A 13,455-nucleotide genomic window follows, 5' to 3' on the forward strand; every position below is an offset into this window, starting at 1 on the left:
AAATAGAGAGAGTATCGAACACCCGACCAGCTACCACTCATGCTGGTCGGTGACCCTTTTACTCGCGGTCAGGAGTTTTACGCTATGTATGCACTAACTAATTGCATTATTTTTACAGGTCACGAAAGACTGGATAACCACGCAGTCATTATTGATGGCGAAATCATCAAAGCGGTGTGCCCAGAATCCGAACTCGCTCACGATATCGAACGTAGAGATTTAAACGGTGCCATTCTGTCGGCTGGCTTTATCGATCTCCAAGTGAATGGCTGTGGCGGCGTGCAATTCAATGATAACGAAGAAAACGTCACATTGAAAAACCTCGAAATCATGCAAAAAGCCAATGAGCGTGCGGGGTGTACTAGCTTTCTGCCAACATTAATTACCTGTTCAGATGCGCTGATGAAACATGGCGTAAAAGTCATGACTGACTATCTGAAAAACAATAAAAACCAAGCGCTTGGTCTACATATTGAAGGCCCTTACATTAATTTGATTAAGAAAGGGACTCATAACCCAGAATTTATCCGTAAGCCATCGGTCGAAATGATGGATTACTTAGCAGCACATGCTGATGCGATTAGCATGATCACGCTTGCACCTGAAATTGTTGAGCAACGCTTTATCCACCAGCTAACCGAAGCGGGTATTGTGGTCTCAGCGGGTCACTCCAATGCAACCTATGAAGAAGCGCGTCAAGGCTTCCGCTCTGGTATTCGCGCATCAACCCACCTATTCAACGCAATGCCATATATTTCTGGTCGCGGTCCTGGTCTGGTTGGTGCAATTTACGATACCCCTGAAGTCTATGCTGGCATTATCGCGGATGGTTTACATGTCCAATGGGCCAATATTCGCAATAGTAAACAACTCAAAGGGGATAAACTGGTTTTAGTCACCGATGCGACAGCACCAGCGGGAATTGATCCCCAAACAGGTGAAATGGATCATTTTATCTTCGCAGGTAAAACCATATACTACCGAAATGGATTATGTGTCGATGAAAATGGCACACTGAGCGGCTCTTCCCTGACCATGATTAATGCGGTGAAAAACAGTGTTGAACATGTTGGCATTCCTCTTGATGAAACATTAAGAATGGCCACCCTTTACCCAGCAAGAGCCATTGGGGTAGAGGCAACATTAGGTTCCATCGAAGCCGGCAAAACGGCTAACTTGACTGCCTTTAACCAAGACTTCCAAGTCCTTTCAACTTATGTAAACGGAGAGGAAGTCTATAAAAATGAGTAACTAGCTGATGAATCAAAGCCACTCGCTAAAGCAAATTGGTAATATTGATCTCGTAAAACAACTCAACAGTGCTGTCGTTTACAGCCTGATTGATCAACAAGGACCGATATCTAGAATTCAGATAGCGGAGCAGAGCCAACTTGCGCCAGCGAGTGTCACAAAAATCACTCGTCAGTTACTCGAACGCGGTTTAATTAAAGAAGTAGACCAGCAGGCCTCCACCGGAGGCCGTCGCGCTATCTCCATTGTTTCTGAGTATAAACATTTCCATACCATTGGTGTGCGCTTAGGGCGTTATGATGCCACCATCGCCCTGTATGACCTCAGCGGAAAAATGCTGGCAGATGGTCACTACCCTATCACTGAACCCACCCAGCAAGTTGTAGAACAAAAACTGATTGCCGCTCTTGAAGACTTTATTGCGCTACACCAACGTCGCATTAGAGAATTGATCGCTATCTCCGTGATTTTGCCCGGTCTGGTAAATCCGCATTCAGGTATCGTCCACTATATGCCGCATATTAAGGTTGATAACTGGCGATTGATTGATAACTTACAAGCACATTTTCATCTCACCTGTTATGTTGGGCACGATATTCGCAGCCTAGCGCTAGCTGAGAGCTATTTTGGTGCAACCCAAGATTGTAAGGACTCACTCCTTGTTCGCATTCACAGGGGGGCTGGAGCCGGTTTAGTTGTCAATAAAGAGATACTGCTAAATCATAGAGGCAATCTAGGAGAGATTGGTCATATTCAGGTTGACCCACTTGGTGAGCTTTGCCATTGCGGTAATTTTGGTTGCTTAGAAACCATTGCTTCCAACCAAGCGATTGAAGCGCGAGTCAAACAGCGTTTAGAGCAAGGCTATAGCAGCCAATTAACCCCTGAAACCTGTTCAATCTCTCATATTTGCCAAGCCGCTAATAAAGGCGATCCGTTAGCAACGGAAGTTATTCAGCACGTTGGGCGACAAATAGGTAAGGCAATCGCTATCACAATTAACTTGTTCAATCCTGAAAAAGTAGTCATTGCAGGAGACATTACTGAAGCTGAGCAAGTTTTATTACCTGCGATTCAAAGTTGCATCGACACACAAGCCTTAAAAGGTTTTCGTGAGAATTTACCCATCGTCACTTCACAATTGGTGCATAATTCAGCAATTGGCGCATTTGCACTCACAAAACGGGCGATGCTAAACGGAGAATTGCTCCAGACATTATTAGAAAGTTAACTTTGCTTTCTTTTTTATCCACTAACGTGGAAATAACGTCATAAATGACAGTGTGATTTTTAACCATCTTAATAATAACAAATCACATTTTTTCAAATTCGGGGTTGTTTTTTGCTGTCTTTATCGACAAAATGATTATTCATCAAACAAACAAACGCATTTTCTAAAAAATAGTGCAAAAAGCTGTTGACTGTCTTGCCTGTAATTAGCATAATGCGCCCCGCAACGCCGATGAAGGTTAAGCAAAAAAAGATGGCTATGTAGCTCAGCTGGTTAGAGCACAACACTCATAATGTTGGGGTCACAGGTTCGAATCCCGTCATAGCCACCATTTATTTGCGGGAGTGGCGAAATTGGTAGACGCACCAGATTTAGGTTCTGGCGCCGCAAGGTGTGCAAGTTCAAGTCTTGTCTCCCGCACCATTTTCCTTCTCGGTAAAAATTGAATTTAAGATTGGGGTATCGCCAAGCGGTAAGGCACCAGGTTTTGATCCTGGCATTCCCAGGTTCGAATCCTGGTACCCCAGCCATCTTAAAAACAATTAATTTTCTTAGTGAAAATAAATAATAGATATTCTCGGATGGGGTATCGCCAAGCGGTAAGGCACCAGGTTTTGATCCTGGCATCCCCAGGTTCGAATCCTGGTACCCCAGCCATCTATTATCCTCCCAAGCAGTACAATCACACAGTAAAGAAAATACAATGGCTATGTAGCTCAGTTGGTTAGAGCACAACACTCATAATGTTGGGGTCACAGGTTCGAATCCCGTCGTAGCTACCATTTCTTTTTGTTGGGGTATCGCCAAGCGGTAAGGCACCAGGTTTTGATCCTGGCATCCCCAGGTTCGAATCCTGGTACCCCAGCCATTCTCTTCTCAATTCCCTCTCTAAAACATGACGTAAATACATTTATTACGGTATTTATTTAATGTTTTTAAAAATTACTTTTTGCCTTTAAATTTCCTTTTAACTTTTTCAAAAACATTTGATACATTCCATTTACCTTTACGCAACTTTTATATCGGAATTGTGATATGAGTCATTTTCACGTAACCAAGTAAAGTGGTAATCTTGCGGCGAATTGCAGTTAGATTAGATTAGTAATACGTAAGCCCCCTTTCGTCTGAAATAATTAGTCCAACTTTCCAATCCATCTCAACTCAGTTGTAAAAAAACCAATAATTATAATTGCTATAACACAATATTTTTACAGAGAAAACTTATGCGAAACATAATAAAACAACCATTATATAAAATTTTATATGTGCAGGTCATTGTCGCCATCACTCTTGGTATTGCCCTTGGGCATTTTTTCCCAGACATCGGAGAGTCGTTAAAACCGTTGGGTGATGCGTTTATCAAAATCGTGAAAATGATCATTGCCCCAGTCATCTTCTTAACCGTTGTGACGGGTATTTCTGGCATGACAAACATGAGAGCGGTCGGAAGCGTGGCAGGTAAAGCTATGCTGTATTTCATCACGTTCTCAACCGTTGCTCTGATCATTGGTTTGATCGTCGCAAATATCATCCAGCCAGGCGCTGGACTGAATATCGACCCAGCAACATTGGATAATGCTAAGGTTGCAGGTTATGTAGAAAAAGCTCACGAATCTTCCATCGTTGGGTTCTTCATGAATATCATCCCTGACACAGTCATCAGCCCCCTCGTTAACGGGAATATTCTGCAAGTTCTATTTATTTCTGTAATTTTTGGTTTAGCGCTGGCAGCAACGGGTAAACACGGTGAGCCAATTGTTAAACTGCTACAGAATTTCTCTGAGCCAGTTTTCAAGATGGTTGCTATGTTGATGAAACTGGCACCTATCGGGGCATTCGGTGCGATGGCATTTACCATTGGTAAATACGGGATTTCATCTATCGGTAACTTAATGATGCTGATTATGACGTTCTACATCACCTCGCTGCTGTTTGTTCTAGTCGTATTGGGTGCAGTGGCTAAATATAACGGCTTCTCGATTATCGAGCTTATCAAATACATCAAAGATGAATTATGGTTAGTGCTGGGTACCTCTTCCTCTGAAGCGGCATTACCAAGCTTAATGAGAAAAATGGAGCACGCTGGTTGCGAAAAATCCGTCGTTGGATTAGTGATCCCTACCGGTTATTCATTTAACCTCGACGGCACCAACATCTATATGACGATGGCGGCGTTGTTTATTGCTCAAGCAACCAATATTGAACTGACGCTCTGGCAGCAAATTTCCCTGCTGTTAGTTGCAATGATCAGCTCTAAAGGCGCAGCGGGTGTAACGGGGGCTGGTTTCATTACCTTAGCAGCAACGCTGATGGTAGTACCAAGTATTCCAGTTGCGGGTATGGCACTGATTCTAGGTATTGACCGCTTTATGTCTGAATGTCGTGCTCTGACCAACTTAGTCGGTAACGCTTGTGCCTGTATCGTGGTTGCTCGTTGGGAAAAAGAGTTAGACACTGAAAAACTGGCTCATGCATTCGCAACCAAAAACGAATCATTAGATTCAATGATCACTGAAGATGAAGCGGCTCAAGCTACAACTTCTGTTGATATTGCTAATAATAAATAATTTACTTATACCCTACGAAAATAAGCCGCAAATGCGGCTTATTTTTTATGGCGTGAATTAAAGTTCAGTCACAATCTCATCCAATGGAAGCCTAGCCTTAGGTAATGACGAATTAAAATCGTCATCTGTTTTATACCCAAGAGCTACAACCGTCACCGCATTCAGTCCTTTCTCATCTAAACCAAACTCATCATTCAGTATTGAGAAGTCAATGCCTTCCATCGGTAATGCATCAACTCCCAATACCGCGGCACCCAATAATAAAGCCCCCATATTTAAATAGACTTGTTTTTCTATCCAATGAGGTAAATCCTGAAACTCATTCTTATGCAAATTCACGAAAAATGTTCGAGCCATATGGTTCTGCTCTTTAAATTCACTTTTCAGATACCGCCCCTCTTGCTCTTCAATATCTAAAAGATGAAGTAAGTAATCTTCAGGCAGCTCTCTTTTTCCACACATCACAATCACATGAGACGCATTGCGGATTTTTTCTTCATTAAAAGAATATCCCCCAGCCGTAGCATTAATAATTTTTTGTTTCGCTTCGGGGCTACTCGCTAACAAAAAATGCCAAGGTTGTACGTTAACACTAGAAGGGCTTAACTGGAGCAGCTCTTTTATTTGAACCAATATTTCATCGGGGATAATTTTATTAGGATCAAAGCTTTTTGTCGCATAACGAGAGTTCAAAATATTTGTTAAGTTCATGGTATCCTCTAAGTAAAAACAAACTTTATTGAATTTTGGTCATCCTAATGTTAAAAGTACAAACTAACAAGTACGCACAATAATGGCACATACTATACAAATGGATACTGTCAAAAAAAGACGATACAGCGACTACACCTACGATGGATGCCCTGTTGAAGCCTCATTAGAGCTAATGGGAGGAAAAGGCAAAGGTGTGATTCTGTATCATTTACAGGGAAAAACGCTTCGATTTAATGAGTTAAAAAGAAAATTAATTTCTATCACACCGCGTATGCTGACAAAACAGTTACGGGAACTCGAAAGTGATGGGTTAATTATTCGACATGTCTACCCTGAAGTTCCCCCTAAAGTCGAGTATTCAATGATCCCAGAAGGGGAATCTTTGAGTGACGTGCTTCATGCCCTACAAGCGTGGGGGGCAAAATATGGGATCCCGCTATTAGATAAAAGAGAACAAGATCTAAGTACTAGAGAACAATAACGGGAAAGTTACCCAGAACAATAATCTGGGTAACTGATTGCAATAGGCGGGTTCAATACTGTGACTAGCAAGTGAAACTACAACCCCAACGCATATTTTAGCGCTAATTTTTTCGCCTCACCCGCACGTTGTGCAGCCATCAAACCAAAATTTCTAAGCATTTTTAAACCAGGCAAGTTTTCACTAAATGCCATATAGAAAACATCCATTCCCGCTTGCATCATGAGATTATCAGGTAAACGACGACGCTGGTAACGCTTAAGCACATCCAAAGACTCCCATGCTTCGACACACTCACGCGCTTGATAAATTACCTTCAATAACACGTCCACATCACGATAGCCAAGGTTTACCCCTTGTCCCGCTAATGGGTTAATCGTATGAGCTGCATCACCGATCAGAACCAAACCATCCAGAACATAACGGCTAGCATGATGGCGTGTCAGAGGGAATGCGCCTGACGCTATCGCTTTTACTTCACCAAGTCGCTCAGGGAACGCTTCAGTAATCGCACCGGTGAGTTGTTCCATAGACATACTTTGCAAACGGCGGATTTTCGCAGGGCTGTCATACCAAACAAGTGACGCCCAATTGTCATACAGAGGTAAAAAGGCTCTTGGACCCGAAGGGAAAAACTGCTGCCATGTCCGGTCTTGTTGTGGTTGATTCGTTTGAATCGTGATTAACATACAAGATTGGCGATATTGCCAGCCTCGGCTACCAATACCCGCCATTTTACGCACTTGAGAATTTGCCCCATCAGCGCCTACCACGAGTTTAGTGTCCAGAACGCGACCATCTTCAAGCTCAACCATCCAATGCTTTTGCCCATGCGGTTGGTATAAATTGACCAACGTGGCTGGGCACACCAATTCTAGATTGCTGTACTGTTCACATTCACGCCATAATGCCAGCTGTAACACGCGATTTTCTACCATAAAGCCAAGTTCAGGTAAGCCTAAACTTTTGGCATCAAAAATGACATTACTTCCCGGCTCTTCCCACGTTTCTAACTCACGATAAGGCACACTGCGCATTGTTTCCACGTGCTTCCATGCACCTAATTGTTTTAGCAATTCAATGGAAGCGCTGCTAATTGCAGAAATGCGGACATCCGGCGTACTGTTTGCGTCAAACTCCACAGGCTCGGCTTTCTCAAGTAAAGCCACTTTCATCCCTTCTTGGGCAAAGCCGAGCGCTGCCGCTGCGCCAGTCATTCCTGCGCCAACAACGACAACATCATAAAATTCAGTTAGTTTATTCATCATGATAGCTACTATTAACTGTTTGATTTCGTTAGTATACCGAAAAATTCTTACCCCCGCAGGCAATATCTGCGCTTGGGCTCTGGTCACTGATGCCTCAAATGAATACAATACTCGTTAATCTTTAAAACAATAGGCAAATAGCCTGCCCTTAAGCATTTGGTGATGATATTATTTTAGCATGTTATTACTGGGTAATTTTTGCATTTAATCCAATCAAGAACGCTGTTCTTAATCAAAATGCGGTGAATTCCCTCATCATCAAAGGGTAGGACTTTGGATTTACAACGCGTTTCGAAGTCCACATTTTAGGATTCGAAAACACCGGATATACGACATGTCGACAAATAAAAAGTTATATATGAAAACTTGGGGCTGCCAGATGAACGAATACGATTCATCTAAAATGGTCTCTTTATTAGAAAGCACCCACGGCTATCAACTGACTGACATTGCTGAAGAAGCAGATCTGTTGTTATTAAACACTTGTTCTATCCGTGAAAAAGCCCAAGAGAAGGTCTTCCACCAGCTTGGTCGTTGGAAATTCTTCAAAGATAAAAAACCTGACATCATTATTGGTGTGGGTGGCTGTGTAGCCTCTCAAGAAGGTGACTTTATTCGCCAACGTGCACCTTGTGTTGATATTGTTTTCGGACCGCAAACACTGCATCGTTTACCGGAAATGATTAACCAAATTCAGGGTAACCGTAGCCCAATTATTGATATCAGCTTCCCTGAAATTGAGAAATTTGACCGCCTACCAGAGCCGCGCGCTGAAGGTCCGACCGCGTTTGTCTCTATTATGGAAGGCTGTAACAAATACTGCACATTCTGTGTAGTCCCATACACTCGTGGGGAAGAAGTTAGCCGTCCATGTGACGATATTCTGTTTGAAATTGCTCAGTTAGCGGCTCAAGGTGTACGTGAAGTTAACTTATTAGGTCAGAACGTTAACGCATATCGCGGCGAAACCTTTGACGGCGAAATCTGTTCTTTCGCAGAATTATTACGCTTAGTCGCGTCTATCGATGGTATTGACCGTGTACGCTTCACCACCAGTCATCCAATTGAATTTACCGATGACATTATCGAGGTTTATCGCGATACACCAGAGCTAGTCAGCTTCTTACATTTGCCTGTGCAAAGTGGTTCCGACCGTATACTGACCATGATGAAACGCGCACATACTGCATTAGAATATAAAGCGATTATCCGTAAATTACGTGAAGCACGCCCAGGTATTCTGATCAGTTCCGACTTTATCGTTGGCTTCCCAGGGGAAACTACCGATGATTTCGAAAAAACCATGAAGCTGATCGCGGATGTGAATTTCGATATGAGCTATAGCTTTGTCTATTCAGCTCGCCCGGGTACACCAGCGGCAGATTTACCGGATGATGTCAGCGAAGATGAGAAAAAAGAGCGCCTGTACTTACTGCAACAGCGCATTAATCAGCAAGCAATGAGCTTCAGCCGTGCCATGCTGGGAACAGTGCAACGTATTTTAGTGGAAGGCACTTCACGCAAAAATGTGATGGAGCTTTCAGGTCGTACCGAAAATAACCGCGTAGTGAACTTTGAAGGCACACCGGACATGATCGGTAAATTTGTGGATGTCGAAATCGTCGATGTTTATACCAACTCTTTACGCGGCAAAGTGATTCGTACCGAAGATCAAATGGATCTGCGTGTTCACGAAACACCAGCATCCGTGATTGCACGTACTCGTAAAGAAGATGAACTTGGCGTTGGCAACTTCCAACCCTAAAGATAGGATACTCAGTGACCGATAACAAACCTTTGCAAATCGCAACACAAGAGATTTTTTTAGAGCCCGCAGATAATCAGCGTTTAATGAGCCTTTGCGGGCCATTTGACGACAATATTAAGCAATTAGAGCGTCGTCTTGGCATTGAAATCAATCGCCGAGACAACCGTTTTAAGCTTTCGGGTAAAGCGCTTAACATCCAAGCTGCCAGTAAAATTTTACGCCAGCTATACGTTGATACCGCGCCAATCCGCGGTGTGATCCCCGACATTGATCCTGAAAATATTCACCTTGCGATTGTTGATAGCCGAGTGCTTGAGCAATCCGCAGAAAGCGTACCAGACTACGGCAAAGCGGTGAATATCAAGACCAAGCGCGGAGTGATCAAACCACGTACCCCAAATCAGGCACAGTACATTGCCAATATCTTAGACCATGATATTACGTTTGGGATCGGTCCTGCGGGAACCGGTAAAACTTATCTTGCTGTTGCCGCTGCTGTCGATGCATTAGAGCGCCAAGAAGTACGCCGCATTTTACTCACCCGCCCTGCGGTTGAAGCGGGAGAAAAATTGGGGTTCTTACCGGGTGATTTAAGCCAAAAAGTTGACCCGTACTTACGCCCACTGTACGACGCACTATTTGAAATGCTAGGTTTTGAAAAGGTTGAAAAACTGATTGAGCGTAACGTCATTGAAGTCGCACCACTGGCTTACATGCGCGGTCGCACACTCAACGATGCGTTTATTATTTTAGATGAAAGCCAAAACACCACCATCGAACAGATGAAAATGTTTTTAACCCGTATTGGCTTTAACTCTAAGGCGGTCGTGACTGGAGATATCACTCAAGTCGACTTGCCAAGAGGGAGTAAATCCGGCTTGAGACATGCCATCGAAGTGTTATCGAATGTGGATGATTTAAGCTTTAACTTCTTCCATAGCGAAGACGTGGTACGTCACCCTGTCGTGGCTAAAGTCGTCATGGCATATGAAGCGTGGGAAGAGCAAGACAGTAAGCGTCGCCAGCAATTGAAAGCAGAAAAAGAGCAGCAACGTGAGCTTGAAAAGCAGGAAAATAACTAAATGAGCGATGTTATTCTCGATTTACAGATAGCAAGCGAAAATACCGCGGGCTTACCCACTGAAGCTATGTTCCAGCGCTGGGTTAATGCGGTATTACCTAAGTTCCAAGCAGAAAGTGAAGTCACTATTCGTGTCGTTGATGAAGCCGAAAGCCATGAATTGAATCTCACTTATCGCGGGAAAGATAAACCAACCAACGTGTTGTCATTCCCCTTTGAAGCACCGCCTGAAGTCGAGTTACCACTGTTAGGTGATTTAATTATTTGCCGCCAAGTTGTGGAACAAGAAGCAACTGAGCAGCAAAAAAGTGAAGAAGAACATTGGGCACACATGGTGGTTCACGGTTGCCTACATTTACTGGGTTATGATCATATCGAAGATGATGAAGCCGAGGAAATGGAAGGATTAGAAACTGAGATCCTCGCAGAAATGGGTTATGCCGATCCGTATCTTGCGGAAAAAGAGTGAGCTCTCTATAATTTTCATTCGAATGCAATTTTTCGATATTCGACACAAATTTGTACCGCTAACCCATAAATTGTCTAGCCAATAAAAATGTTTTAAGCTAAACAATTCATTACCCAATCATATGGGTTAGCCATTTTTATTAATTAACTGAGGAATAATAAATTTAACGCCATGAGCGACGATAACTCTTCGAGTAGTGATAACCCTGGACCTAAGAAAGGTTTTTTTGCGCTATTAAATCAACTTTTCCATGGTGAACCAAAGAACCGTGATGATTTGGTCGAATTAATTCGTGATTCTGAACAAAACGATTTAATTGACCCAGATACCCGTGAAATGCTGGAAGGCGTTATGGATATCGCCGATCAGCGGGTACGTGACATCATGATCCCTCGCTCTCAAATTGTTACCTTAAAACGTAACCAAAGCCTTGATGAGTGCCTCGATGTCATCATCGATTCTGCCCACTCTCGCTTCCCTGTTATCAGCGAAGATAAAGATCATATTGAAGGGCTGCTAATGGCAAAAGATTTACTGCCATTTATGCGAACTGATGCAGAACCTTTCAGTATCGATAAAGTGTTACGTCAGGCTGTTGTTGTTCCTGAAAGTAAACGAGTAGACCGCTTACTCAAAGAATTCCGTTCTCAGCGCTACCATATGGCCATCGTTATCGATGAATTTGGCGGTGTCTCTGGTCTCGTGACCATCGAAGATATTTTAGAGCTGATTGTCGGTGAAATTGAAGATGAGTATGACGACCAAGATGATGTGGATATCCGTCAACTGAGCCACCATTCATACTCAGTTCGTGCTTTGACCCAAATTGAAGACTTTAATGATGCCTTTGGCACGCATTTTAGTGATGAAGAGGTAGATACCGTTGGAGGCTTAGTGATGCAAGCCTTTGGTCACTTACCATCCCGTGGTGAAACCATTACCATTGATAACTACCAGTTTAAGGTTTCCATGGCTGATAGCCGTCGAATTTTACTGCTTCAAGTTAAAATTCCTGACGACGCGCCAGTGCCTACTTTGGATGAAGAACAGAGTTAATGAATTTATCCTCTCGTTATCAAAGCCAGTGGCTGCGTCTGCTGCTGGCCTTACTATTCGGAGCCAGTGGTACACTGGCTTTTTCGCCTTTTGACTTCTGGCCAGCCGCACTTCTTTCTGTTTTATTTCTCCAATTATTAACTCTACAAAGAACCGCTAAGCAAGCTTTTGCAATTGCATTCGCTTGGGGATTTGGTTTATTTGGTAGCGGTGTCAATTGGGTATACGTCAGTATCGCGGATTTTGGCGGTATGCCGGAGGCCGTTAACGTCTTTATCGTTATCTTGCTGGCGGCATACTTATCACTCTACCCAGCCCTGTTCGGAGCACTACTCACCAAATTGACCCCTAATGCCAACGTATGGCGTTTGGTCTTTATGGCTCCCGCGTTATGGCAAGTGACCGAGTTCCTTCGAGGCTGGGTACTAACAGGCTTCCCATGGCTACAGTTTGGGTATACCCAAATTGACGGACCAATGAAATCATTAGCACCGATTTTTGGTGTTGAGATGATCACCCTACTGCTATTTAGCATTAGTGGCTTGATTGCCCTTGCAATCATTCGCCGTAACCTGATCCCTCTTGCGTGTGCTGCCGTTTTATTACTGGCACCGTTGCTCGCTAAAAATCTTCAGTGGTTTACGCCATTGAACGATAAAACAATGGAAGTCGCGCTAGTACAAGGAAATATTCCTCAATCCATGAAATGGGAAGCGGGCTTTTTACAGCAAACCAAAGATCGCTATATCAAACTTTCTAGCCCTTATATTGGCAAGGCCGACATGATTATTTGGCCCGAATCCGCCATTCCTGTCGTTGAGCTGGAAAACCAAGCTTGGTTAAAAGCACTAGATACTCTGCTGAATGAAACTAAAACACGGTTAATCACAGGGACCGTGGATGCCAAACCTGTCAATGGTGACTCTGTATTCTATAATTCCATTATTGTATTGGGAGACAGAAAGCCGTATCTCTATCCCACTCAAAACCGGTATAACAAACACCATTTAGTGCCGTTTGGTGAATTTGTGCCTTTAGAAGATTTACTGCGCCCACTGGCTCCATTCTTTAACTTACCAATGTCAGGCTTTAGTCGTGGAGATTATCAACAAGCCCAATTGGCTATTGGTAATATTCATCTGACGGCAACCATCTGCTATGAAATTATTCTAGGTTCCCAAGTCAGAGACAATTTCAAACCAGATAGCGATTATTTGTTAACGATTTCAAATGATGCATGGTTTGGCGAGTCTATTGGTCCATGGCAACATTTCCAAATGGCAAGAATGCGCTCACTTGAGCTGGGTCGCCCACTGTTACGTGCAACAAATAACGGTGTGACTGCGGTGATTAACGCGGATGGCTCTATTCAAGATATGCTGCCACAATTCCAAGCTGCAGTTCTGGCTACTGAAGTGACACCAACGACAGGATTAACCCCTTATGCTCGCTGGAGTAATTGGCCAATGTGGGGTCTGGTCGCTATATTTGGCATTGTCGGATTTACGCTTAACCGCCGTCAAAAACGTCACTAATTGACGCTTTAAACCAATTAAAAATCCCCGACAT

Annotated in this window: 11 protein-coding genes and 6 tRNA genes; 15 read left to right on the plus strand and 2 right to left on the minus strand. The window is 43.4% G+C overall.

Annotation, left to right across the window (positions count from 1 at the left end; all coding sequences use genetic code 11):
• Positions 1 to 84 precede the first annotated feature (84 nt).
• The 9 genes from nagA to PSF16_RS02800 all read left to right on the plus strand — a co-directional run bounded on the left by nagA (position 85) and on the right by PSF16_RS02800 (position 5,049).
• Positions 85 to 1,251, plus strand: coding sequence for an N-acetylglucosamine-6-phosphate deacetylase (gene nagA, locus PSF16_RS02760; protein WP_272688735.1), 1,167 nt, complete (start codon positions 85 to 87; stop codon positions 1,249 to 1,251).
• A gap of 7 nt (positions 1,252 to 1,258) precedes the next feature.
• Entirely contained in the window at positions 1,259 to 2,482 is a 1,224-nt protein-coding gene (nagC, locus tag PSF16_RS02765; protein WP_272688736.1) for a DNA-binding transcriptional regulator NagC, read from the plus strand.
• A gap of 254 nt (positions 2,483 to 2,736) precedes the next feature.
• Positions 2,737 to 2,813 (plus strand) — tRNA-Met (locus tag PSF16_RS02770).
• Between the two features lie 7 nt (positions 2,814 to 2,820).
• Positions 2,821 to 2,905 (plus strand) — tRNA-Leu (locus tag PSF16_RS02775).
• A gap of 32 nt (positions 2,906 to 2,937) precedes the next feature.
• Positions 2,938 to 3,012, plus strand: a tRNA-Gln gene (locus tag PSF16_RS02780).
• A gap of 52 nt (positions 3,013 to 3,064) precedes the next feature.
• Positions 3,065 to 3,139, plus strand: a tRNA-Gln gene (locus tag PSF16_RS02785).
• Positions 3,140 to 3,187: 48 nt separating this feature from the next.
• Positions 3,188 to 3,264 (plus strand) — tRNA-Met (locus PSF16_RS02790).
• 11 nt (positions 3,265 to 3,275) lie between these two features.
• Positions 3,276 to 3,350, plus strand: a tRNA-Gln gene (locus tag PSF16_RS02795).
• Between the two features lie 355 nt (positions 3,351 to 3,705).
• Positions 3,706 to 5,049, plus strand: a complete 1,344-nt coding sequence (locus tag PSF16_RS02800; RefSeq protein WP_006660967.1) for a dicarboxylate/amino acid:cation symporter — start codon at positions 3,706 to 3,708, stop codon at positions 5,047 to 5,049.
• Between the two features lie 57 nt (positions 5,050 to 5,106).
• On the opposite strand, the gene PSF16_RS02805 is transcribed toward PSF16_RS02800, so the two are convergent.
• Entirely contained in the window at positions 5,107 to 5,760 is a 654-nt protein-coding gene (locus tag PSF16_RS02805) for an oxygen-insensitive NAD(P)H-dependent nitroreductase NfsB (protein WP_006660966.1), read from the minus strand.
• A 100-nt stretch (positions 5,761 to 5,860) separates the two neighbouring features.
• On the opposite strand from PSF16_RS02805, the gene PSF16_RS02810 reads away from it, so the two are divergent.
• Positions 5,861 to 6,244 carry a winged helix-turn-helix transcriptional regulator gene (locus PSF16_RS02810; protein WP_272688737.1) on the plus strand — a complete coding sequence of 128 codons (384 nt, stop codon included), beginning with the start codon at positions 5,861 to 5,863 and terminating at the stop codon, positions 6,242 to 6,244.
• A gap of 77 nt (positions 6,245 to 6,321) precedes the next feature.
• Here PSF16_RS02810 and ubiF read toward each other — a convergent pair whose 3' ends face one another.
• Positions 6,322 to 7,509, minus strand: a complete 1,188-nt coding sequence (ubiF, locus tag PSF16_RS02815; protein WP_272688744.1) for a 3-demethoxyubiquinol 3-hydroxylase — start codon at positions 7,507 to 7,509, stop codon at positions 6,322 to 6,324.
• 337 nt (positions 7,510 to 7,846) lie between these two features.
• On the opposite strand from ubiF, the gene miaB reads away from it, so the two are divergent.
• From miaB to lnt, 5 genes are all read left to right on the plus strand, one after another.
• Positions 7,847 to 9,277, plus strand: coding sequence for a tRNA (N6-isopentenyl adenosine(37)-C2)-methylthiotransferase MiaB (gene miaB / locus PSF16_RS02820; protein ID WP_006660963.1), 1,431 nt, complete (start codon positions 7,847 to 7,849; stop codon positions 9,275 to 9,277).
• Between the two features lie 32 nt (positions 9,278 to 9,309).
• Positions 9,310 to 10,362: a PhoH family protein gene (locus PSF16_RS02825; protein WP_036974545.1), complete on the plus strand. Its 1,053-nt coding sequence runs from the start codon at positions 9,310 to 9,312 to the stop codon at positions 10,360 to 10,362.
• Entirely contained in the window at positions 10,363 to 10,830 is a 468-nt protein-coding gene (gene ybeY, locus PSF16_RS02830) for an rRNA maturation RNase YbeY (protein WP_036960200.1), read from the plus strand.
• Positions 10,831 to 11,001: 171 nt separating this feature from the next.
• Positions 11,002 to 11,886 (plus strand): CNNM family magnesium/cobalt transport protein CorC, encoded by an 885-nt coding sequence (gene corC, locus PSF16_RS02835; protein ID WP_272688738.1) that lies wholly within the window; start codon positions 11,002 to 11,004, stop codon positions 11,884 to 11,886.
• Entirely contained in the window at positions 11,886 to 13,421 is a 1,536-nt protein-coding gene (lnt, locus tag PSF16_RS02840; protein WP_006660959.1) for an apolipoprotein N-acyltransferase, read from the plus strand. The genes corC and lnt overlap by 1 nt, the downstream gene beginning before the upstream one ends.
• Positions 13,422 to 13,455: the final 34 nt, after the last annotated feature.

This window comes from Providencia sp. PROV033, assembly GCF_028484855.1.
GTDB lineage: Bacteria > Pseudomonadota > Gammaproteobacteria > Enterobacterales > Enterobacteriaceae > Providencia > Providencia alcalifaciens.